Annotated in this window: 21 protein-coding genes; 11 read left to right on the top strand and 10 right to left on the bottom strand. The window is 69.0% G+C overall.

Going from position 1 to position 22,268, the window contains the following annotated elements:
- Positions 1 to 24 precede the first annotated feature (24 nt).
- From BLW81_RS00365 to BLW81_RS00345, 5 genes are all read right to left on the bottom strand, one after another.
- Positions 25 to 921, bottom strand: a complete 897-nt coding sequence (locus tag BLW81_RS00365) for a cyclopropane mycolic acid synthase family methyltransferase (protein ID WP_083405468.1) — start codon at positions 919 to 921, stop codon at positions 25 to 27.
- 232 nt (positions 922 to 1,153) lie between these two features.
- A complete protein-coding gene (locus tag BLW81_RS00360) occupies positions 1,154 to 2,023 on the bottom strand; it encodes a cyclopropane mycolic acid synthase family methyltransferase (RefSeq protein WP_083405467.1) in 870 nt (289 codons plus the stop codon).
- Positions 2,024 to 2,139: 116 nt separating this feature from the next.
- Positions 2,140 to 3,045 carry an alpha/beta fold hydrolase gene (locus BLW81_RS00355; protein ID WP_083405466.1) on the bottom strand — a complete coding sequence of 302 codons (906 nt, stop codon included), beginning with the start codon at positions 3,043 to 3,045 and terminating at the stop codon, positions 2,140 to 2,142.
- Positions 3,046 to 3,048: 3 nt separating this feature from the next.
- Positions 3,049 to 4,404 (bottom strand): ABC1 kinase family protein, encoded by a 1,356-nt coding sequence (locus tag BLW81_RS00350; RefSeq protein ID WP_083405465.1) that lies wholly within the window; start codon positions 4,402 to 4,404, stop codon positions 3,049 to 3,051.
- Between the two features lie 72 nt (positions 4,405 to 4,476).
- The gene (locus BLW81_RS00345; protein ID WP_083410226.1) at positions 4,477 to 5,472 is read right to left on the bottom strand and encodes an oxygenase MpaB family protein; all 996 of its coding nucleotides are present in this window, start codon (positions 5,470 to 5,472) and stop codon (positions 4,477 to 4,479) included.
- An 89-nt stretch (positions 5,473 to 5,561) separates the two neighbouring features.
- Between BLW81_RS00345 and BLW81_RS00340 the strand changes: the two genes are divergently transcribed.
- The gene (locus tag BLW81_RS00340) at positions 5,562 to 6,158 is read left to right on the top strand and encodes a TetR/AcrR family transcriptional regulator (RefSeq protein ID WP_083405464.1); all 597 of its coding nucleotides are present in this window, start codon (positions 5,562 to 5,564) and stop codon (positions 6,156 to 6,158) included.
- Between the two features lie 119 nt (positions 6,159 to 6,277).
- Here BLW81_RS00340 and BLW81_RS00335 read toward each other — a convergent pair whose 3' ends face one another.
- Positions 6,278 to 6,883 carry a DinB family protein gene (locus BLW81_RS00335; protein ID WP_083405463.1) on the bottom strand — a complete coding sequence of 202 codons (606 nt, stop codon included), beginning with the start codon at positions 6,881 to 6,883 and terminating at the stop codon, positions 6,278 to 6,280.
- 2 nt (positions 6,884 to 6,885) lie between these two features.
- Positions 6,886 to 7,416, bottom strand: coding sequence for a DinB family protein (locus BLW81_RS00330; protein WP_083405462.1), 531 nt, complete (start codon positions 7,414 to 7,416; stop codon positions 6,886 to 6,888).
- Positions 7,417 to 7,516: 100 nt separating this feature from the next.
- Between BLW81_RS00330 and BLW81_RS00325 the strand changes: the two genes are divergently transcribed.
- On the top strand, positions 7,517 to 7,996 hold the full coding sequence (locus tag BLW81_RS00325) for a DUF2243 domain-containing protein (protein ID WP_083405461.1): 480 nt from the start codon (positions 7,517 to 7,519) through the stop codon (positions 7,994 to 7,996).
- A gap of 20 nt (positions 7,997 to 8,016) precedes the next feature.
- Positions 8,017 to 8,970: a helix-turn-helix transcriptional regulator gene (locus BLW81_RS00320; protein ID WP_083405460.1), complete on the top strand. Its 954-nt coding sequence runs from the start codon at positions 8,017 to 8,019 to the stop codon at positions 8,968 to 8,970.
- Here the strand turns inward: BLW81_RS00320 and BLW81_RS00315 are convergent.
- Positions 8,960 to 9,511: a nucleotidyltransferase family protein gene (locus tag BLW81_RS00315; RefSeq protein WP_083405459.1), complete on the bottom strand. Its 552-nt coding sequence runs from the start codon at positions 9,509 to 9,511 to the stop codon at positions 8,960 to 8,962. The two genes, BLW81_RS00320 and BLW81_RS00315, sit on opposite strands and share 11 nt — an antisense overlap.
- 60 nt (positions 9,512 to 9,571) lie before the next feature.
- Here BLW81_RS00315 and BLW81_RS00310 point away from each other — a divergent pair, with 60 nt between their 5' ends.
- The 4 genes from BLW81_RS00310 (at position 9,572) to BLW81_RS00295 (ending at position 16,044) form a co-directional block, all read left to right on the top strand.
- Positions 9,572 to 10,339, top strand: coding sequence for an endonuclease/exonuclease/phosphatase family protein (locus BLW81_RS00310; RefSeq protein WP_083410225.1), 768 nt, complete (start codon positions 9,572 to 9,574; stop codon positions 10,337 to 10,339).
- A 97-nt stretch (positions 10,340 to 10,436) separates the two neighbouring features.
- On the top strand, positions 10,437 to 14,573 hold the full coding sequence (locus BLW81_RS00305) for a glycoside hydrolase family 38 N-terminal domain-containing protein (protein WP_083405458.1): 4,137 nt from the start codon (positions 10,437 to 10,439) through the stop codon (positions 14,571 to 14,573).
- On the top strand, positions 14,570 to 15,121 hold the full coding sequence (locus tag BLW81_RS00300; RefSeq protein WP_083405457.1) for a DUF7158 domain-containing protein: 552 nt from the start codon (positions 14,570 to 14,572) through the stop codon (positions 15,119 to 15,121). The genes BLW81_RS00305 and BLW81_RS00300 overlap by 4 nt, the downstream gene beginning before the upstream one ends.
- Positions 15,121 to 16,044, top strand: coding sequence for an ROK family protein (locus tag BLW81_RS00295; protein WP_083405456.1), 924 nt, complete (start codon positions 15,121 to 15,123; stop codon positions 16,042 to 16,044). The genes BLW81_RS00300 and BLW81_RS00295 overlap by 1 nt, the downstream gene beginning before the upstream one ends.
- Here BLW81_RS00295 and BLW81_RS29795 read toward each other — a convergent pair.
- Complete coding sequence (locus BLW81_RS29795) at positions 16,033 to 16,212, bottom strand: helix-turn-helix domain-containing protein (protein WP_322788806.1); 180 nt, start codon at positions 16,210 to 16,212, stop codon at positions 16,033 to 16,035. The two genes, BLW81_RS00295 and BLW81_RS29795, sit on opposite strands and share 12 nt — an antisense overlap.
- Positions 16,209 to 18,596: an ATP-binding protein gene (locus BLW81_RS29790; RefSeq protein ID WP_162277389.1), complete on the bottom strand. Its 2,388-nt coding sequence runs from the start codon at positions 18,594 to 18,596 to the stop codon at positions 16,209 to 16,211. Before BLW81_RS29790 ends, BLW81_RS29795 begins: the two co-directional genes overlap by 4 nt.
- Before the next feature lie 207 nt (positions 18,597 to 18,803).
- On the opposite strand from BLW81_RS29790, the gene BLW81_RS00285 reads away from it, so the two are divergent.
- The 4 genes from BLW81_RS00285 (at position 18,804) to BLW81_RS00270 (ending at position 22,265) form a co-directional block, all read left to right on the top strand.
- Positions 18,804 to 19,799: a hypothetical protein gene (locus BLW81_RS00285; RefSeq protein WP_157897515.1), complete on the top strand. Its 996-nt coding sequence runs from the start codon at positions 18,804 to 18,806 to the stop codon at positions 19,797 to 19,799.
- A 228-nt stretch (positions 19,800 to 20,027) separates the two neighbouring features.
- Positions 20,028 to 20,555 carry a 50S ribosomal protein L10 gene (rplJ, locus tag BLW81_RS00280; RefSeq protein ID WP_083405454.1) on the top strand — a complete coding sequence of 176 codons (528 nt, stop codon included), beginning with the start codon at positions 20,028 to 20,030 and terminating at the stop codon, positions 20,553 to 20,555.
- A 39-nt stretch (positions 20,556 to 20,594) separates the two neighbouring features.
- Positions 20,595 to 20,987, top strand: coding sequence for a 50S ribosomal protein L7/L12 (rplL, locus tag BLW81_RS00275; RefSeq protein WP_083405453.1), 393 nt, complete (start codon positions 20,595 to 20,597; stop codon positions 20,985 to 20,987).
- A 198-nt stretch (positions 20,988 to 21,185) separates the two neighbouring features.
- Positions 21,186 to 22,265 carry an ABC transporter ATP-binding protein gene (locus tag BLW81_RS00270; protein WP_083405452.1) on the top strand — a complete coding sequence of 360 codons (1,080 nt, stop codon included), beginning with the start codon at positions 21,186 to 21,188 and terminating at the stop codon, positions 22,263 to 22,265.
- Positions 22,266 to 22,268 lie beyond the last annotated feature (3 nt).

The following is a 22,268-nucleotide window of genomic DNA, read 5'->3' as shown; positions in this document are numbered from 1 at the left end:
ACGTTCCGCGGGGATTTGCTGAAGTCAGGCCGCGGCCGAGGACTTCAGGTACGTCACCAGGCTGACGTCGATGCTCTCGTCGATGAAGTAGTACTGGCAGCCCTTGAGGTAGCGCATGTAGTTCTTGTAGGTCTGCTCGTCGGTGGCCGCGATCGCGACGTCCTTGTTGGCCTCCAGGCGATCGGCCCAGATGCCCAGCGTCTTGATGTAGTGGTTGCGCAGCGACATGGTCTCCGGCACCTGGAAGCCGGCCTTCTGGCCGTGCTCGACCATCATCTGCGTGGTCGGCAGCCGGCCGCCGGGGAAGATCTCGGTGATCATGAACTTGATGAAGCGGGCCAGCTCGAACGTCAGCTTCTTGCCGCGCTCGGCCAGGTCGTAGGGGTGATAGCCCACGCTGCTCTGGATCGTCATCCGGCCGTCCTCGGGCAGGATGTCGTAGCAGGTCTTGAAGAAGTCGTCGTAGCGCTCGAAACCGAAGTGCTCGAACGCCTCGATCGACACGATGCGGTCGACGGGGGAGTGGAACTGCTCCCAGCCCTCCAGCCGGACGTCGAACGTGCGCTGCGTGTCGATCTTGCCCAGCAGCTGGTTGCAGTAGGCCTGCTGGTTCTTGCTCAGCGTCAGGCCAATGACGTTCACGTCGTACTTCTCCATCGCCCGCTGCAGCGTCAGACCCCAACCGCAGCCCACCTCGAGCAGCGTCATCCCCGGCTTGAGGTCGAGCTTGTCGAGGTGCTGGTCGACATTGGCGATCTGCGCCTCCGACAGCGTGACGTCGGGGCCGGTGAAGAACGCGCAGCTGTACTTGCGCGTCGGGTCCTGGAACACGCCGAAGAAGTCGTCGGAGAGGTCGTAATGCGCCTGGATGTCCTCGAAGTGCGGCCGCATGTCCTTCGTGCCGGTTGAGTTGTCAGACATATTTCCCCTGCTTGGCCTTTCTCATGACGTGACCGGTATCGGGACGCGGTTCGTCACCTGATGATCTGGTCGTACACCCTAGCCGTCGGCGAGAGCTTGACCCTAATTCGCGGGCGCGCCACTCCGGCGGTGTTTGCCCGACGTGTGTGCCTCGACTTTCAGTACATCCCTGAAACCTGTGAACTCGCCCCCGAGCGGCCGTTGTTTGACCTGGTGAGGGCGGGTTTGACGCCTATTTCTGCAGCGTGAACTGGTTGACGTCAATGTAGCCGACGCGGAAACCCTTCGCGCAGCCGGTCAGGTAATGCATGTAGCGGTCGTAGACCTCTTCGGACTGCACCGCGATGGCCTCGTCCTTGTGCGCTTCCAGCGCCTCGGCCCAGCAGTCGAGGGTGCGCGCGTAATGCGGCTGCAGCGACTGCGTCCGGGTCAGCTCGAAGCCGGCCTGCGCGGCGTGCTCGCCGACCAGTTCGATCGTCGGCAGATATCCGCCGGGGAAGATCTCGGTGAGGATGAACTTGACGAACCGGGCCACCGAGAACGTCAGCGGCATCCCGCGCTCGGCCATCTGCGGCAGCGTCAGCGCGGTGATGGTGTGCAGCAGCATGGTGCCGTCGTCGGGCAGCACGCGGTAGGCCATCGCGAAGAAGTCGTCCCAGCGGTCCTTGCCGAAGTGCTCGAACGCGCCGATCGACACGATCCGGTCGACCGGTTCGTCGAACTGCTCCCAACCCTGCAGCAGGACCCGTTTGGTGCGCGGGCTGTCGTGCTCGGCGAACTTGCGTTCCACATGCGCCAACTGGTTCTCGCTGAGCGTCAGGCCGATGACGTTGACGTCGTACTTCTCGAGCGCCCGCAGTATCGTCGAGCCCCAGCCGCAGCCGACGTCGAGCAGCGTCATGCCCGGCTGCAGGCCCAGCTTGCCCAGCGCCAGGTCGACCTTGGCTTGCTGCGCCTGCTCGAGGGTCATGTCGTCGCGCTCGAAGTAGGCGCAGCTGTAGGTCTGCGACGGGTCGAGCCAGAGCCGGAAGAAGTCGTCGGACAGGTCGTAGTGGGCCTGTACGTCCTTGAAATGCGGCTTCAATTTGCGGCCAACAGCCATCGTGGTGCCTTTCTGGGCGGATTCAAAGCTCGGCGTCGCCTGTGACATCTCAAGCCCCGAAGCACTCGGAACAGACAGTACGCTGCGTTCCCGTCGGCAGAAAGTCCGTCGCGCGCTCAGGCCCTGGCGGCGAAGTTGCTCTTCAACTCGCCGACGACGTCGTCCCACAGCGATTCGGGCAGCTCGTGGCCCATGCCGTCGAACAGCACCAATCGTGCGTTGGGGATAGCTTTGGCAATCGATATGCCGCCCGCCGGGCGCATCAGCTTGTCGGCCTTGCCGTGGATCACGACCGTCGGCGCGGTGATCTGCTTGTCGTAGTGCAGCAGGCTGCCGCTGCCGGTGATCGCGTTGAACTGCCGCGCGATGCCCTGCGGGTAGTAGGAGCGCTCGTAGAACGCGACGGCGTCCGCGCGCAGCGTCTCGTCGTCGACGGGGTAGCCCGGGCTGCCGATGAGCTTGCTGACCCGGATCGAGTTCTCGATGATCACCTCGCGTGGCGAGTCCGGCGACGGACCGGTGACCACCGCGAGCAGCTGGCGCGGACCCGGCGGGGGCAGCAGCGCGCGGTTGTTCGACGAGAAGATCACGCCGAGCGTGCGGGTGCGGTGCGCGTGCCGGGCCGCGAAGACCTGCGCGATCATGCCACCCATCGACCCGCCGACGATGTGCGCCTTGCCGATGTTGAGGTGGTCGAGCAGCGCGGCGGCGTCGTCGGCCATGTCTTCGAGCGTGTAGACCGCCGGGCTCTTGATGCCGAGCAGCGAGCGGAGCATGTTGCCGAGCTGGGAGCCCTTGGTGCGCTGACCGTCGAGGTGGCTGGACAGTCCGACGTCGCGGTTGTCGAAGCGGATCACCCGGTAGCCCTGGTCGATCAGCTGCTGGCAGAAGCCGTCGCGCCAGTAGACCAGCTGGGCGCCCAGGCCCATGATCAGCAGGACGGCGGGATCGTCGGGATTGCCCATGTCCTCGTAGTGGATCTGCAGATCCCTCGATCGGGCTTTACCTTCCCGGACCTCCACTACTCAGACCTCCAGTTCGTCCTTGTGCTCTCGGCTGACCTCGACCATGAAGTTGGCGAAGTACCCGGTCAGCTGCGGGTCGGACATCATCTGCCACTTGGGCGCCAACAACTTCATATAACGCTCGACGTAGAGGAACTGTTTTCCGATGAGAACAAGCTCACGCGGGAGCTTGACGTCGTAGGCCTCGGCGAGCGCCGACAGTTGCTTGCCGATCTCGGCGTAGCTCATGTCGCCCAGCGTCGACATGGTCAGCGGCGTCGCGAACTTCTCCAGGTCCTTGGCGGCCTCGGCTTCGGGCTTCATGGTGCCGACGGCGCCCATCAGCACGACGATCTTGCCCGCGGCGGCGTGGTCCTTCTTGACCAGCAGCGCGTAGACCAGTTCGCGTAGCAGCCAGCGGGTGCGCGGGTCGATGCGGCCCATGATGCCGAAGTCGAAGAACACGATCTTGCCGTCGTCGTCGACGTAGAGGTTGCCGGCGTGCAGGTCGCCGTGGAACAGGCCGTGGCGTAGCCCGCCCTCGAAGACGCTGAACAGCAGGGCCTTGACGAGTTCGGTGCCGTCGAAGCCCTTCTGCCGGATGGCTTTCGCGTCGTCGATGCGGGTGCCCTGGATGCGTTCCATGGTCAGGACTTTTTCGCTGGTGAGGTCCCAGTAGACCTGCGGCACGCGGATGTTCTTGCCCAGCGGCGAGGCGTGCATGTGCGACACCCAGGCGTCCATCGACTGCGCCTCGAGGCGGAAGTCGAGTTCCTCGGCGAGGTTGTCGGCGAAGTCGGCGACGACGTCCTGTGCGGAGAGGCGCTGGCCCAGCTTGGCGAATTCGACCAGCCGCGCGCCGCGCTTGAGGATCTGCAGGTCGGCGGCGACCCGTCGGCGGATGCCGGGCCGCTGGATCTTGACGACGACCTCCTCGCCGCTGTGCAGCGTCGCGTAGTGCACCTGCGCGATCGAGGCGGACGCGAACGGCTTTTCGTCGAAGCTCTTGAACAGCTTGGTGGGCTCGTCGCCGAGTTCCTCGACGAACAGCTTGTGCACCTCGTTGGCGTCGGCCGGCGGTACCCGGTCGAGCAGGCCGCGGAACTCCTTGGACAGCTGCTCGCCGAACGCGCCGGGGCTCGACGCGATGATCTGGCCGAACTTGACGTACGTCGGGCCCAGGTCGGCGAAGGTCTGGGGGATCTGCTTGAGGATCTTCTGCTGCAGCGAACCGCGGCCGGTGATGTTGCCGAGGACCCGCGCGCCGGTGCGGGTGACCTGCCATCCCGTCGCGCCGACGCGCGCGGCCTCGACCGGAAGCGGGACCCGGTCCAGCCTGGCGATGTCGCGGTGCTGCGTCTTTCGCGTGGCACTCATAGGTTGCAGTCTCTCAAAATCCGTGGTGGCCCGCGAAAAGCTGTGGACCGGCTCACAGTGAGCCGGCGCGCCTCAGGCTTCGGCGAAGGCGCGCTCGACCTCGTCGCGGCTGCGCACGGGGTCGTCGCCCGGCTGGTACGTCGGCAGCGTGTGCTTGACCGTCGTCCCCGCTTTGACCCGGGCCTGAGCCTGCCGGAACTCCGGGATCGGGCCCTGCGCCAGATGCAGGCCGTTGATGATCGTCCACACGGTGGCCCGGCGGGCGGTGCGTTCGACGATGTTGATGTCCTTGTGCTGGATCAACTGCTTGGCCCAGCGCGGCATGGTGTCGCGGATCGCCCAGTTGATGGCCGACTCCGCCAGCGGCAGCTCCGGGCCGGTGGCCACCGCGGTGCCGTGCGTGACGGCCAGCTTCGGTAGATACGACTCGAGGCACTCGGCGACCTCGGCCTTGGGTTCGGGCAGGTCGGTGCCGCCCAGCGCGTGGCCGACGCGGATGAACTCGCGGTAGTAGCGGTCGATGTCCTTGCCGCGCAACGGGTTCGGATGGTAGAGCTCGTGCGCGGTGGCCAGGCCCCACACCACGGTGGCGTAGTTCCAGCGCAGCCAGTCGGGGTCGTCGGCGTCGTAGCGGGCGCCGTCGGGGCGGGTGCCCTTGATGGTGTGGTGCATCGAGCGCACGGTCTGCGCCAGTCGCTCGGCGGTCTCGGTGGACCCGTAGGCGGTGCCGATGAAGAACGCGATCGAGTGGCCCAGCCGCACCGCCGCGCCCTTCGGGTCGATCTCGGGGATGCCGACGCCGTTCTCGTCGCGCTTGACCAGTCGCGAGTGGTGCATGCCCATCCAGAAGATCGACGGGTCGAGGCGCTCCATGAACGCCGCGCACTGCAGGCCGAAGATCAGCGTCTGCATGTGCGAGTGCACGTGCCAGGTGGCGCTGCCCGGCCCGAACCAGCCGGGATCACCGACCGGCGCGGCGAACTCCATGCCCCGGAAGTAGTTGCGTCGGACGTCCTTGTCGAAGCGCTGGTTGAGGAACTCGCCGATGAACTGGTGCGGCAGCAGGATCACGGTCCGGCGTCCTTTCACGGATTCTGGTTACAGCTGTAGCCAGAATACATTTTGGGTACGGCCGTGACCAGATCTACCCTGGGTTCATGTCGAGTCCCACGCGTTGGGCCGGGGTGCCACTGACGGACCGTCGCGCCGAGCGGCGCGCGAGGTTGATCGACGCGGCCTTCCAGTTGTTCGGCGACGGCGGGGAAGCGGCGCTGTCGGTGCGCTCGGTGTGCCGCGCGTGCGGAATGAACACCCGCTACTTCTACGAAAGCTTCGCCGACACCGACGAGTTGCTCGGTGCCGTGTACGACCAGGTGAGCGCCGAGTTGGGCGAGGCCGTCGAGGCGGCGATGACGTCGGCGGAGGACTCGGTGCGCGCACGGACCCGCGCCGGCATCGCCGCGGTGCTGGGGTTCAGCTCGGCCGACCCGCGGCGGGGTCGCGTGCTGTTCACCGACGCACGGTCCAATCCGGTGCTGGCGGCGCGGCGGGCGGCGACGCAGGATCTGTTGCGCGAGGGCGTGTTGACCGAGGGCGGGCGGCTACACCCCGACTCCGATCCGATCGCCGCGCAGGTCGGCGCGGCGATGTACACCGGTGCGATGGCCGAGCTCGCCCAGCAGTGGCTGGCGGGGCGGTTGGGCACGGACCTCGATGCGGTCGTCGACCACGCCGTGCGCCAGTGGCTGCGGTAGGTCTCGGGGTTCACGGGGTCTCCGCGAGTTCTACGCCAGGGCTGTGAAACGGCCCAAATCGCAGCCCTGGCGTAGAAATCGGCGCACGACGCGTCGGCGCACGACGCGCCGACCCTGAGTCAGCTCACCACCGACGCGGGACGCCACCTCTTGATGAAGTCCGTCTCCGGCCACTCCTCGTTGGCGGCCATCAACTCGTACATCGTTGCGCGGTCGAGGGATTCGCGAATGATGTCGGCGTGTCCGGCGTGCCGGCAGAGCTCCTCGATCAGGTGCATCGCGACCCAGCGCACGTTCCAGTGGTCGATGTCGTGCGGGAACCATGGCACCTCGTGCGGCACCGGCACCGGCGTCGACAGATCCGCGGCCTTGAGCACGCGCAGCGTCTCCTCGTTCTGCGCCCGCAACGCGTCGAGCAGCCCGGCGAGTGTCTCGTCGTCGCGCATCACGTACTGGTCCTGGTACTCGGCCATCACCACGTCCATCGGACGGTCGTCCTTGGGCGGGAAGTCCGGCGCCGCGACCATCCGGTCGGTCCAGCCCTTCTGCACCCCGGCGGCGTGTTTGGCCAATCCGCCGATCGACAGCGCGCTGACCGACGGCGTCGAGCGCGCCTGCTCGTCGGTCAGCCCGAACGCCACCGAGAAGAACGCGTTCTGCTGGAACGCGAGGAACTCGATCAGCGTCTGGCGTTCGTCGGCGGCGGGCGGCGGCATTCCTGGCATGGTTACTTTCCCTCTCGGTTGGTGTGAGCGTAAAGATCTCGAATACAAGCGATTTCGGCACCGTGATGAATGAACTCACGGTTGATGTGCAGAACCAGGGTGAGCATCGGATAGTCAGCGTAAGGCCCCTCGGCCGGTCCGACCGGCCGATTGAGGTCATCGGCGGACAACGCGCGCACGCCGTCGATCCAGGTCTGGTACTGCTCGTCGAGTTGGCGCAGCGCGGTGGCCGCGTCGGTGGCGTACTGCCACGTCTCATAGTCGGCCGGTGGCGCGCCGAAGTGGCTGTGGTTGCGCACCGCGAAGACGCCGACGATGACGTGCGCGAGCCGCCACGCGATCGTCGTGAACGGTGTCGGTGTCGGCTCGGGATAGTCGAAGTCGATCGACCCGTCCGGGTGGACGGTCCAGCAGTCGGGCACCGGCTGCCAGAAGTACTCGTCGTCGCTGAGCCCCTGGAATCGCGGGCGCAGGAATCGGGTCCAGTGGAAGTCGGTCTGTTCGGCGAGCTCGTTGGTGACCGTTGTGCGCATACGATCAGCGTCGCAGAACTATAGGACAGTTTCGGTCCTATGACATTTTCGGGCGCATACCTCGCCACCGAGCGGGCATCAGTACCCGGTGACCGAACGTATGCCGACCCGCGCGCCCAGTCTGCTGCTCGGGCTCGGGCTCGGCGGCTTCATCGACGGCATCGTGCTGCACGAGATCCTGCAGTGGCATCACATGGTCAGCAGCGTTGAGGCCTATCCGCCGAAAACGCTGGGCGGGCTGGAGGCCAACGTCGTCGCCGACGGTTTCTTCCACGCCGCGACGTGGCTGCTGGTGTCGCTCGGCATGTCGCTGACCCTGCTGGCCTGGCAACAGCGCCGGCTCGCGCCGAACTGGTCGTTCCACGTCGGGCTGCTGTTGACGGGCTGGGGGATCTTCAACGTCGTCGAGGGCGTCATCGACCACCAGCTGCTGGGCGTGCACCACGTGCGCGACGACCTCGGCGCCCCGCTGTCCTGGGACATCGGCTTCCTGGTGTTCGGGGTGCTGCTGGTCGCGGGCGGCTGGGCGCTCTACCGGCGAGGAGCCGCCCAACTACTCAGCGGACAGAATCTGTCCTGAATATGTGACAGTCTTCGGCTATGTCGGAGACGACGAGCCGGGTGCTGCAACTGCTTGGGCTGCTGCAGTCGCGACGGGTGTGGACGAGCGACGAGCTCGCCGAGCGGCTCGGCGTGACCACCCGCAGCGTGCGCCGCGACGTCGAACGCCTGCGCGACCTCGGCTATCCCGTGCACGCGAGCAAGGGCCACGGCGGCGGCTACCAACTCGGCGCCGGCGCGGCGCTGCCGCCGCTGCTGCTCGACCCCGACGAGGCCGTCGCGATGGCCGTCTGCCTGCGGCTGGCGGCGGGCGGGACCGTCGCCGGGGTCGGCGAGTCCGCGCTGCGGGCGCTGAGCAAGCTCGACCAGGTGATGCCGTCGCGGCTGCGCTCGCAGGTCGCCGCGGTGCACGACTCGACCGTCAGCCTCGCCTCGTCGTCGGACACCCCCGTCGCCCCCGATGTGCTGATGACGCTGGCGCGGGCCTGCCGCGACCACGAGCACGTCACCGCCGGCTACGTCGACATCCGCGGCAACGCCACCCAGCGTCGCCTCGAGCCGTACCAGCTCGTCACCACCGGGCGCCGCTGGTACCTGCTGGCCTACGACCGCGACAAGCAGGACTGGCGCAGCCTGCGGCTGGACCGCATGGCCGACGTGTGCGCGGCCGGCAGCACGTTCACCCCGCGCGAGGCGCCCGACGCCGCCACCTACGTGCAGCGGTCCATCAGCAGCTCGCCCTACCGCTACGTCGCGCGCGTGCGCTTCCATGCTCCGGAAAGCACTGTCGCTCAGCACTTCTCACCCGCGTCGGTGACGATCGAACCCGACGGGCCCGACGCGTGCGTCGTCACCACCGGCGCCGACGACCCCGAGCGCATGGTCTTCTACTTCGCGACGGTCGGCTGCGACTTCGAGGTTCTCGAGCCCGACGAAGTGGTACGTGCGGTCGACGCCGTCTCGGCCCGGCTGCAGCGCAGCGTCAGCCGGTGAGTTCGAGGCGGTCGGCGAGAAACAGGAACGCCGCCGCGAACGGGTTCTCGGCGGTGGCCGTGCGGATGTGCTCCCAGTCGAGTTGTTCGCGCACCGCACGCACGCCGGGCAGCAGCGCCGCGAAATCGCAATGGTGTTCGTTGAGCGAGTTCAGCTTCTCGGTCAACACCTCGGTCGGCGGCAACACCCGCATCCGGATCGCCAGCACATCGTGCTCCTCGGCGGCCAGGATGCTCTCCTTGTCGACCGGGACGCCGTTGAGGCGGTGCAGCACGTCGATGACGAAGTCGTCCTCGACGCACGCCTTGAACAACCAGTCCTCGGGCGTGCGCTCGACGCGGAAACCGGCCTCCTCCAGCGTCGCGGCCGCCTTCTCGGTGTCGGGTTCGGCGACGACGAAGTCGACGTCGTGCACCGGTTCCGGGCCGCCGAACACCCACAGCGCATAGCTGCCGGCCAGCGCGAAGTCCGGGCCCTGCGCGCGCAGTGCCGACGCCGCCCGCTTGAGCGCGTCGCGCAGATCATCGTTTCTCTGTGGCACTACTCTCCCGGGGCCGACTGATCACCTAGCGGTCATTGTGGGTAGCTAGTACCCATGCAGATGCGGATGGCCACCTTCAACATCCTGCACGGTCGCAGCGTTCACGACGGTGTTGTTCACCGGGATCGGCTCGTCGAGTCCGTCCGCGAGCTCGACGCCGACATCCTGGCCCTGCAGGAGGTCGACCTGGACCAGCCGCGATCGGGCATGGCCGACCTCACCGCCGTCGCCGCCGAGGCCATGGGCGCGGTCAGCCACCGGTTCGTCGCGGCGATCTCCGGCACACCGGGCGCCACCTGGATGGCCGCCACCGGTCACGAGCAGCCCGGCACCGCCGCCTACGGCATCGCGCTGCTGTCGCGCTATCCGGCCGAGTCGTGGCAGGTGGTGCGGCTGCCGCGGATCCCGGTGCGGTTTCCGATGTACCTGCCGGGGCCGAACCGCGTGCAGGTCGTCAACGAGGAGCCGCGCGCGGCGATGGTCGGCTGTCTGGACACGCCGCTGGGCCCGATGACCGTCGCCAACACGCACCTGTCGTTCGTGCCGGGGTGGAACCGCATGCAGCTGCGCCGGCTGGTGCGCGACATGCAGGGTTTCCCGGCGCCGCGGGTGTTGATGGGCGATCTGAACATGGTGCCCGAGACGGTGCACCGGTGGACGCGGTTGCGGCCGCTCGCGTCGGGGATCACCTTTCCCGCCGAGCAGCCCGACCGGCAGCTCGACCACATCCTCACCGACGACCGCGGACTGCGTGTCGAGCGGTGCTGCACACCGGAGCTGCCGATCAGCGACCACCGCGCGTTGGTGGTCGACGTGTCCCGGTCCTGACGCTTCCTGCGCGAGCAGCCGCAAAGTGGCCCTTTTCGCGGCGGATTTGGGGCAATTTGCGACTGCTCGCCAGGAGAACGGCACGTAGGGTCGGGGCGTGCGCGTCACTTCGGCGGAGTCGACGGAACTGTTCGTCGGGCCGGTCGATGCGCCGCTGCAGCTTGTGCGGGTGAGCTACACCGACGGCGGCGGCGACGTCCGCGTCGACGGTGACGGGCTGACCGGCCAGGCGTATGCGAGCGCCGACTCCGACACCGTCGAGGTGCCGGTGGCGGTGACCGCGGCGGCCGTCGGGGACATACGGCAGGCGCGCGTCGTCACCAGCGACGCGATCACGCCGTTCGACTTCACCGTCGCCGAGCCCGGCTGGACGATGTTCATGATCAGCCACTTCCACTACGACCCGGTGTGGTGGAACACCCAGGCCGCCTACACCAGCGTGTGGAGCGAGGACCCGCCGGGCCGGTGCCGGCAGACCAACGGCTTCGACCTGGTCAGCGCGCACCTCGAAATGGCGCGCCGGGAACCGGAATACAAGTTCGTGCTCGCCGAGGTCGACTACCTCAAACCGTTCTGGGACACCCACCCCGAAGAGCGCGCCGACCTGCGCCGCTTCATCGCCGACGGGCGCGTCGAGATCATGGGCGGCACCTACAACGAGCCGAATACCAACCTGACCAGTCCCGAGACGACGATCCGGAACTTCGTGCACGGCATCGGCTTTCAGCGCGACGTGCTCGGCGCCGACCCTGCGACCGCGTGGCAGCTCGACGCGTTCGGCCACGACCCGCAGTTCCCGGGCATGGCCGCCGACGCCGGGCTGACGTCGAGTTCGTGGGCGCGTGGGCCGCACCACCAGTGGGGCCCGATGGCCGGCGGCGGTGATCCGGAGCGGATGCAGTTCGACAGCGAGTTCGAGTGGATCGCGCCGTCGGGGCGCGGGCTGCTGACGCACTACATGCCTGCGCACTACGCGGCGGGCTGGTGGATGGACTCGGCGCCGACGCTCGAGGAGGCCTCCGCGCAGACCTACGAGTTGTTCACCGCGCTGAAGAAGGTCGCGCTGACCCGCAACGTGCTGCTGCCCGTCGGCACCGATTACACGCCACCGAACAAGTGGGTCACCGAGATTCACCGATCGTGGAACGCGCGCTACACCTGGCCGCGGTTCATCTGCGCACTGCCCAGCGAGTTCTTCGCCGCCGTGCGCGCCGAGCTGGCCGAGCGCGGTGTCGAGGCGTCGCCGCAGACACGCGACATGAACCCGATCTACACCGGCAAGGACGTCTCCTACATCGACACCAAACAGGCCAACCGGGCCGCCGAGGACGCGGTGCTCGACGCCGAGAAGTTCGCAGTATTCGCCGGGCTGCTCGGCGGCGCCACCTATCCGCAGGCGGCGCTGACCAAGGCGTGGGTGCAACTGGTCTACGGCGCCCACCACGACGCGATCACCGGGTCGGAATCCGATCAGGTGTACCTCGACCTGCTGACCGGCTGGCGCGACGCCTGGGAGCTGGGCCGCACCGCCCGAGACAACGCGCTGGCGTTGCTGTCCGGCGCGGTCGACGGCAGTGTCGTCGTGTGGAATCCGCTGGCGCACAAACGGACCGATGTGGTGACCGCGCGGATGCCCGACGCGGCGGGCGCGGTGCGGGTGATGGACGCCGACGGCGCCGAGGTGCCCGCCCACGTCGAGCACGACGGCCGGTCGGTGAGCTTCCTGGCCCGCGACGTGCCGTCGGTGGGGTGGCGGTCGTACCGGGTGCTGACCGCGGACACGTCGTCGGCGTGGGAACCCGTCGACGGCTGCGAGATCGCCAACGAGTGGTACCGGTTGCGGGTCGACCCGGCCCGCGGCGGGGCGGTCGACTCGTTGGTCGCCTCGGGCCGCGAGCTGCTGGCCGACGGGCGGGTCGGCAACGAACTGGCCGTCTACGACGAGTATTCGGCGCATCCGGAGGCCGGCGAGGGGCCGTGGCATCTGCTGCCGCGCGGCCCGGTGGTGGCGTCGTCATCGGGGCCGGCGTCGGTGCAGGCGTTCCGCGGGCCGCTCGGGTCGCGGCTCGTCGTGCGGGGCCGCATCGGCGAGCTGTTGCGCTACACCCAGACGTTGACGCTGTGGGACGGTGTCGCGCGCGTCGACTGTCGTACCGTCATCGACGAATTCACCGGCGAGGACCGGCTGTTGCGGCTGCGGTGGCCCTGTCCGATCCCGGGTGCGCTGCCGGTCAGCGAGGTCGGCGACGCGGTGATCGGTCGCGGCTTCGGGCTGCTGCACGCCGGCGAGGCGGCCGTCGACTCCGCCGAACACCCGTGGACACTCGACAATCCGGCCTACGGGTGGTTCGGGCTATCGTCGGCGGTGCGGGTCCGGGTGGGCGCGTCGACGCGTGCGGTGTCGGTGGCCGAGGTGGTGGGGTCGTCGGCGGTGGCGCGGCCGCTGATGGTGGCGCTGGCCCGCGCCGGGGTCACCGCGACGTGCAGCTCGGCGTCGGGCCCGCGCTACGGCGACCTGACCGTCGACTCGAACCTGCCCGACACGAGGATCGCCCTCGGCGGCCCGTCGGAAAACCCGTTCACCGCAGCGGTTCTCGCCGATGCCGGGCAGGCCTACACCGACGAACTGCACCGTCAGTTGCAGGCCACCGGCACGGCCCGGGTGTGGGTGCCGGCTTCGGAGCCGCTGTCCGCGGTCTGGGTGCCGGGCGCGGATCTACGCGGTGTGCGGGCGCTGCCGGTGTTGATCGTCGCGGGTGCGGCGCTTGAGGACGCGGTCGCCGCGGTGGCCGACGACCTGGCCGACTTCGAGATCGCCGTCGCGCAGCAGGCCCCGGCCGCCGAGTTCGAGGACCGCACGGTCGCGGTGCTCAACCGCGGGATACCCGGTTTCGCCGTCGAACCCGATGGCACACTGCACCTGTCGTTGATGCGGTCATGCACCGGATGGCCGTCGGGCACCTGGATCGACCCGCCGCGCCGCACCGCACCCGACGGGTCAAACTTCCAGCTGCAGCACTGGACCCACACGTTCGAGTACGCGTTGGTCAGCGGCGCCGGTGACTGGCGGCAATCGGGCGTCCCGGCGCTCAGTGCGGAGTTCTCCCGGCCGCTGCTGCCGGTCACCGAGCGGCGCCCGGTCACCGGCAGCCTGCCGTCGTGGGGGTCGCTGCTGGAGATCGAGCCCGCCGGCAAGGTGCACCTCGGCGCGCTGAAGGCGGCGGGCAATCCGTTGGCCGCGGGCCGCAGCCAGCCGCTGCACCCCTCCGACGGCGTCGCGATGCGGCTGGTCGAAAAATGCGGGGCGGCAACCGATGTGACGATCACCTCGGGACTGCGGCGCGTGTCGGCGTCGCGGGTGGACCTGCTCGAGCAGCCGCGGGTGCAGGAACTGGTGACCGACGGACTGGCACTGCACGGCTACGAAATCGCGACCGCGCTGACCCGGCTGAACCTGCCGCGGATGATCGACGCCGACCACGAGGTGCTCGCGCCCGACGCCGAGGAGGCGCAGCCGCTGTACGCCCGCTACTGGCTGCACAACCGCGGCCCGGCCCCGTTGGGTGGGTTGCCCGCCGTCGCGCACCTGCACCCGCAGCATGTGGTCGCGGATTCGCAGGTGCGCCTGCGGCTCACGGTCGCCAGCGACTGCACCGACGAGGTGCTGCACGGTCGGGTGCGGATGGTGTGTCCGGACGGGTGGACCGTCGAACCGGCCGTGCTGCCGTTCATGCTGCCGCCCGGCGAATACGTGGACGCCGCCGTGGAAGTGAGCCCGCCGGACGGGGTGGCGCCCGGGTTGTATCCCGTGCGCGCGGAGATGGCGTTGACCGGTGCGCACGATCCGATCCCGCCGTCGTGGCGGCAGGTGGTCGAGGACGTGTGCGTGGTCGCGGTGGATGCGCCGCCGGACGACCGTCTGCTGCGCCTGGTCGACGGTCCGGTCGCCGTCGCCGTCGCTGCGGGTGAGTCGGCGCGGCTCACGGTGACCGTCGGCACCGACGCGCACGCCGACATCGCGGCCGAGGCACACCTGATCAGCCCGTGGGGCACCTGGGAGTGGATCGGCCCGGCCGCGTGCGGTCTGGAAGTGCCTGCGCGGGGGACGGTTTCGCTGTCGTTCGACGTCGCGCCGCCGGCCTGGACGGAACCCGGGGAGTGGTGGGCGCTGATCCGCATTGCCGCGGCCGGGCACCTCGTGTACTCGCCGGCGGTGAAGGTGACGGTGCGATGAGCGTCGACGTGGCCGCGACGGTGGGCGGGGTGGCGGTTCCGGTCGCCGAGATCGATGCTCGCGAAGAGCAGTTGCGGGCGTCGCGGCTGGCGTCGTCGCTGCCGCGGTCCGGCACCAGCGAGGGACGCCAGTTGCGGCGCTGGCTGACTCAGCTCGCGGTGATCGAACGGGTGGTCGCCGCGGAGGCCTCGGCGCGGGGGTTGACCGCCGACGGCGCGCCGACCGAGGACGAGCTGCTGCCCGACCTGACCGTGCGGATGGAGATCGGCAGCGTCGCCGCGTCAGTGCTGGCCGACCCGGTCGCGCGGGCCGTGTTCGCGAGCGTCACCGCCGACGTCGACGTGACCTCCGAGCAGGTGGCGTCGTACCAGTCGCGAAACCCGCTGCGCTACAGCGACAGCGAGGCCTATGAGCACCTGCGGGCGGCGGCGCGGCGGCGCGCGTTCCGGCTCTGGCTCGACGCCCGGTGCGCGGCCGTCGTCGAACTGGCGCCGGGTTACGAGCATCCGGGCGATCCGCGGCAGCCCGACAACACCCATCGGCACTGATGGCACCACCCACGCTCGCGCTCGACATCGGCGGCACGAAGATCGCCGCCGGCCTCGTCGACGACGACGGCACGCTCGTCCACCGGGCCACCCTGCCCACCCCGGCCGTCGACCCCGAAGCGATCTGGGCCGTGGTGGACACGCTGGTCACCGAGGCGATGGCCGCGGCGGGTGGCCGGGTGCGCGGGGTGGGTATCTCGTCGGCGGGGCCGATCGACCTGGCGGCAGGCACGGTCAGTCCGATCAACATCACGACGTGGCAACGGTTTCCGATCGTGTCCCGCGTCTCGGAGACGGTGGGGGCGCCGGCGCGGTTGGCCGGTGACGGGCTGTGCATGGCGATGGGTGAACGGTGGCGGGGCGCGGGACGCGGCGCCGACTTCCTGCTGGGCATGGTGGTGTCGACCGGGGTCGGCGGCGGCCTGGTGCTCGACGGCGCACCGTACGACGGGCGGACCGGTAACGCGGGACACGTCGGGCACGTGGTGGTCGACCCGGACGGTGACGGGTGCTCGTGCGGCGGGCACGGCTGCGTCGAGACGATCGCGGCGGGCCCGCGGATGGCGCGCTGGGCCCGCGAGCACGGGTGGCAGGCACCCGCCGGCGCCGACGCCAAGGAGTTGGCCGATGCCGCTTACGCGGGCGATGCGCTTGCGCTGCAGGCGTATCGACGCGGCGCGACGGCGGTGGCGGCGATGATCGCGGCGGTCGGCGCGGTGTGCGACCTGGACCGCGTCGTCATCGGCGGCGGGGTGGCCAAGGCGGGTGCGCTGCTGTTCGATCCGCTCCGTGAGGCGCTCGACGGGTATGCCGGGTTGAGTTTCCTGCACGACTTGCAGGTGGTGCCGGCCGAACTGGGCGGCGATGCGGGCCTGATCGGCGCTGCGGCCGTGGTGCTCTCGGCGCCGGCGTCACTCGGATAGCCGCGCGTGGGCCGCCGCCTGGGTGCGGTTGCGGACGCCCAATTTGGCGAGGATCGAACCGACATGCCGGTTCGCGGTCTTCGGGCTGATGTACAGCGCGGCGGCGATCTCGGCGTCGCTGTGGCCGGCGGCGAGAAGTTCGAGGACCTCGTGCTCGCGGCGCGTCAACCCGCGGGGGTCGGCGATGGTGGCCTTGTTGCGCCGGTCGGCGCGGCCGCGGAGCTCGGCGAGCCGCTGCTCGGCGCGGCGGGCCGCTGCAGGTGCGCCCAGGTCGGTGAACGTCTGCAGCGCGGCCGCGACCGCGTCGGCGTCACCGCCGAGTTGGGCCAGCGCCGCGTCGTAGGACACCCGAGCCGAGTCCACTCCGCGGCGGCCGCCGCGTAATCACCCTGCAGCTCATGACGATACGGCGTGATGACGTCGGTGCTCGGCGCAATGCCGTGCTCTCCGCCGGCGAGCCGCACCCAGCGCTGCAACTGCCCGACGCGCCAGGGGTCGGTGTGTTCGGTGCACACCGCCAGGCCGCCGAGTGCTTCCGCGCGGGCGGTCGCGTCGTCCCCGGCGAGCCACGCGGCCTCGGCGCGCGCCGCCCACACCAACCCGAGCCGGTACACGTCGTGGGGCTCGCTGATGGCCACCGCCTCATCGAGGAGATCGGACACGCGGGCGTCGTCGCGGCGCGCGCGGGTCAGCGCCAGGGTCACCAACGGCAGGTAGCGGTGCAGCGGGGACAACGCCGGCTTCGTCAGCACGTCTTCGGCCGCCGACGCCGCGTTGACCCAGTCGCCGCGGTGCAGCGCCGTAAGAGAGGCCGTCGCCGTCGTCAACGTCTCGAACACCCGCAGGTCGTGTTCGCGGCAGAAGGCCGAACTGGTGCGGATGTAGCGATCGGCGTCGTCGAGGCGGTGATGGTGAGCGGCGTTCCAGCACAGCACCACGCCGATGATGCCGGCATGCTCTGGGCCGAGGTCGTCGCCCATGGCCTCACGCCAAACCGATTCCAGCACTTCCCAACCCGTGCCCGTTCGGGTCACCGTAGACAGCGTGCCGTGGCAGCGCGCCCGCACCGCCACCGCGCGGTCGCCGAGTTGTTCGCCGAGGCGGACGGCGCGCGCGGAATAGTCGGGGCACTGCGGGTCGTATCCGACCGCGGCCAGTTCGGTCAGGTTCACCAGCGCCCATGCCAATTCCCGCGACGGGCCGAGATCCTCGAGGAGGCGGACCGACTCGCGACCGACCTCGAGGGCCTCGGTCGTGCGGCCCATCGCCCACAACCAGTAGGACAACCATCTCAGGTTGTCGCCTTCGCGGAGTCGATCGCCCAGCGCCCGCCGCATGTCCGCCGCCTGCCGGAAAGAGCCCGCGGCGGCCTCGCCGTGGCCGGCGAGGTTGCTGTTGAGCGCGTGCTGTTCGACCCACTCGACGCGCCGATGGTCGGGCACCGCGTCGGCGTGACGCAGCGTCAGGGCGAACAGTTCGGCGGCCTCGGCGTAGGCAGCCAGCGCGGATGCGCGTGCGGCGGCGTCAGGACCGTACCGGATGACCGCCTCGCTGTCGCGGGCTTGGTCGGCGTGAAAAGCCAACAGGTTCAGCATGTTCGGGTCTGAGTACTCGGCGAGCGCGTCGAGCACCCGGCGGTGCAGTGACCGGCGCTCGAAGGCCGGGATCTGTTCGTAGGTGGCGCGGCGGGCCAGCTCGTGGCGGAAATGCACCGTCGCGGTATCGGCAACCAGGACGCCCGTCTCCAGGCAGGCCGGCAGCCCGTCGACGGCGGCCGGACACACAGCGCGCAGCACCGCCACGTCGATCCTCGGACCGAAAATCGCTGCAGCATACGCAGTTTGGCGGCCCGCCATGGACAGCCGGGCAAGCCGTCCCCACACCGCGTCGTACACGCTCGGCGGCAGCGGGCCGTCGCGCAGAGCGGCGGGTCCGGCGGCCAGCACCTCGGTGACGTAGAACGGGTTGCCGCCGGTGAGGCGATGCAGTTCTGCCGGGTGCACCCCGCTGCCTGCGGACAGTTCGGCCACGGCCGCCTCGCTGAGCGGCTCGACCGCGACGTGGTCGGCGGCTGCGAGCTCGTTGAGCAGCACGGCCAGCGGGTGCCGGTCGCCGACCTCGTCGTCGCGGTACGACACCACCAGCAACACCGGCAACGACTCGATGCGGCCCGCGAGGTAGCGCAGCAGATCCAGCGTCGCGCCGTCGGCCCAGTGGACGTCCTCGACGACGCAGACCCACGTCGGCCCGCTGGCGAGAACCGCGGTCACCGCCGCGTGGACCGCCTCGACGTCACCCGCGTCGACGCCGGCACGCAGATCCACGGCGTGCTCGGGCGCCACCCCGGTCAGCATGTCGATCAGCGGGCCCAGCGGCCGCGGCGTGGACAACGGGTCACACCAGCCCTGCAGGACTTTCGTGTCTCCGGGCTGTTTGGCGAGGAACTCGGCGATCACCGCCGTCTTGCCCGCGCCGGCCTCGCCGCGCAGCAACACCGTGCTGCCCTGGCCCTGTGCTGCCTGCTGTCGGTGGCGGTCGAGTCGGTCGTGCACGCGCTCACGTTCGAGAAGACGCGGCCTCACCGCCATCGACTCACCGCCTCGGTTGTGTTCCGGGGCCACGGGTTACGAGGCCGCTCGTCAACAAATGAGGTGAACGCCTCATGTGGCGGGCGAAGCGGCGCACGCACACTGAAGCCCAGCGAGCGTGGACACCACCGGGTCCACCTGCGGCGTAAGCGTAATCGGGAGGAGACCACCATGCCTGTCGCTCGTCAGAATGGACTGACCACCGGCCTCGCGGTGATGAGCGCCGGCGTCATCGCGCTCAGCCCGCTGGTGGTGATGCCCCCGCAGCCGCCGGTCGACGTCGCCGCCGTGTCGACGGTGCGCACGGTGACCGCCGATGTCGAACTGGTCGCCTTCGCCGATGCGCTGATCGCCGCGCTCCCGGAGGTCGGGCAGCGGCTCGTCGAGTTCGCGGGCAGCACGCTGCCGCAACTGATCCAGGCCCACGTCGCCGCCGGCGAGTTCGCCCATCTCGGCGTGCTGGCGCTCAACATCGCGTTGGGGTGGCCCGTCATCGACGCGCTGGCACCCGTTCTCGGGGTGTTCGAAAGCGAGTTGCCGCCGCCGTTCGGGACGTCCGACGGTGTGGTGATGTCGGTCTACCGGCTGGCGACGGTGCTGCCCAATCTGATCGCTGATTTGGCGCTCGAGGTCGCCGAGGTGATCGACGGCGTGGACACGCCGGGTGGGCTGGTTCCCGACCTGATCCAGGCCGTCACGCTGCGGGTCAACAACGCGGTCGAGTACTTCCAAGATCTCATCGGCGCGTTCGGCGTCGTGCTGCCCATCGCGGATCTTGTTCCGCCGGAAGCGGTTCCGCAGGCGCGGCAGGAGGTTGCGACGCCGGATGTGACGGACCCATTGCCCGCGCCCGACGAGTTTTCGCTCCCCGCCGCGACGGTCACCGTCAGCACGTCGACGCCGGACGAGGTGGAGCCGGAGGCCACCGAGGCACCCGTCGCTGACGATGCAGAGGAGACCACCGCTCCGAACGGAGCCACGGATCTGTCGGACGGCAACCGGGTCGAACCCGGCGACGTCGTCGACGAACCGAGCGACGAGACCGACGGCGCCGACGTCGTCGAGGAGGTCGAGACAGAGACCCCCGCCGAGGACGAGGTCGATGCGCCCGCCAAAACTGGCACCGAAACGGCGGCCGACGAAGCTGCCGAGCCGCCCGAGGCGTGACGAGGTTGAGCGTTTTGGCTGATCGTGGGGTGGTCGGCTATTCTTGACGGCGTTCCACCGAAGACCGTCGGTCACCGAGAAATCGGTTGAAGGTCCCGGATCACCCGGGCGGCCCACGCAGGAGGACGAGGCTAGTAGCGAGTATGCATGCGCGCCCCGACCTGTCTGCGTCGGGGCGTTCGTCGTTTCCGGGGTTGACCGGCGGTAACCCACCACGAGGAGGCATGCATGGCCAAGGCTGACAAGGCCACCGCGGTTGCCGACATCGCCGAGCAGTTCAAGGAGGCCTCGGCGACGCTTGTCACCGAGTACCGCGGGCTGACGGTGGCCAACCTCAAGGACCTTCGCCGTTCGCTCGGTGATTCCGCCACCTACACGGTCGCCAAGAACACGCTGGTCAAGCGTGCCGCGGCGGAGGCGGGCATCGAGGGCCTCGACGAGTTGTTCGTCGGTCCCACCGCGATCGCGTTCGTCAAGGGCGAGGCCGTCGACGCCGCCAAGGCGATCAAGAAGTTCGCCAAGGACAACAAGGCCCTCGTCATCAAGGGCGGCTACATGGATGGCCGCCCGCTGAGCGTGACCGAGGTCGAGCAGATCGCCGACCTGGAGTCGCGCGAGGTGCTGCTGGCCAAGATGGCCGGCGCGATGAAGGCGAACCTGTCCAAGGCTGCCGGCCTGTTCAACGCTCCGGCGTCGCAGGTCGCACGGCTGGCCGCCGCTCTGCAAGAGAAGAAGGCCGGCGAAGAAGCCGCTTAACCCCCCGACTAGCAAGAAGTAAGTAAGGAAAGGACCATCATGGCCAAGCTGTCCACCGACGAGCTGCTCGACGCGTTCAAGGAACTGACGCTGCTGGAGCTCTCGGAGTTCGTCAAGAAGTTCGAGGAGACCTTCGAGGTCACCGCCGCTGCTCCGGTCGCCGTCGCGGCTGCCGGCCCCGCCGCCGGTGGTGCCCCCGCCGAGGCCGCCGAGGAGCAGTCCGAGTTCGACGTCATCCTCGAGGGTGCCGGCGACAAGAAGATCGGCGTCATCAAGGTCGTCCGCGAGATCGTCTCCGGCCTGGGCCTCAAGGAGGCCAAGGACCTCGTCGACAGCGCTCCCAAGCCGCTGCTCGAGAAGGTCGACAAGGCCGCTGCCGACGATGCCAAGGCCAAGCTCGAGGCCGCCGGCGCTTCGGTGACCGTCAAGTAGCACCGAGTCGGCTCAGCCGACGCGATACCACACCGGTGGGGTCGATCCAGCAAATGGGTCGGCCCCATCGGCGTTTTTGCGATGGGTCACAATCTGAGCGCAGACCTGTGCCGTGGCCTGACTGCGTAAGATACAGTGACTCAAGCCACAGGCGGGTAGGCGTGTGGCCTGTGACAATGATTGGCGGAAGGATCTCGCGTGGGCATTGGTATCCAGGTTGAAGGACTGACGAAGTCCTTCGGCCCCCAGCGAATCTGGGAGGACGTTACCTTCGACCTGCCGCCGGGTGAGGTGAGCGTTCTGCTCGGCCCCTCCGGTACCGGTAAGTCCGTGTTCTTGAAGTCGCTGATCGGCCTGCTGCGCCCCGAGCGCGGCAAGATCATCGTCGACGGCACCGACGTGATCCAGTGCACCGCCAAGGAGCTCTACGAGATCCGCACGCTGTTCGGCGTGATGTTCCAGGACGGTGCCCTGTTCGGCTCGATGAGCCTGTATGACAACACCGCGTTCCCGCTTCGTGAGCACACGAAGAAGAAGGAATCCGAGATCCGCCAGATCGTGATGGAGAAGCTCGAACTGGTCGGTCTGGCCGGTGACGAGAACAAGTTCCCCGGCGAGATCTCCGGTGGTATGCGCAAGCGTGCCGGCCTGGCCCGCTCGCTGGTGCTCGATCCGCAGATCATCCTCTGCGACGAGCCCGACTCCGGTCTGGACCCGGTCCGTACGGCCTACCTGTCCCAGCTGCTGATCGACATCAACGCGCAGATCGACTGCACGATCCTGATCGTGACGCACAACATCAACATCGCCCGCACGGTGCCCGACAACATGGGCATGCTGTTCCGCAAGCACCTGGTGATGTTCGGTCCGCGCGAGGTGCTGCTGACCAGCGACGAGCCCGTCGTGCGTCAGTTCCTCAACGGCCGCCGTATCGGCCCGATCGGTATGTCCGAGGAGAAGGACGAGTCGACGATGGCCGAGGAGCAGGCCATGATCGACGCCGGCCACCACGACGGTGGCGTCGAGGAGATCGAGGGCGTGCCGCCGCAGATCCAGGCCACTCCGGGTATGCCGGAGCGCCAGGCCGTCGGCCGTCGTCAGGCGCGGGTGCGCGAGATCATGCACACGCTGCCGCCCGCCGCGCAGGAAGCGATCCGCGCCGACCTCGAGGGCACGAACACGTATTCGGCGAGCGCGTTCCCCGAGGGGGAGACCGCCCGGCACCGCCATGTGGAGGATGACGCCCCGACGGGCGCCATTCCGCGCGCCCAGCAGTAAGCC

Origin of the sequence: Mycolicibacterium rutilum, assembly GCF_900108565.1 — a bacterium.
GTDB classification, from domain to species: domain Bacteria; phylum Actinomycetota; class Actinomycetes; order Mycobacteriales; family Mycobacteriaceae; genus Mycobacterium; species Mycobacterium rutilum.
The sequence above is the reverse complement of the archived record's forward strand: the minus strand, read 5'-3'. Positions and strand labels throughout refer to the sequence as shown.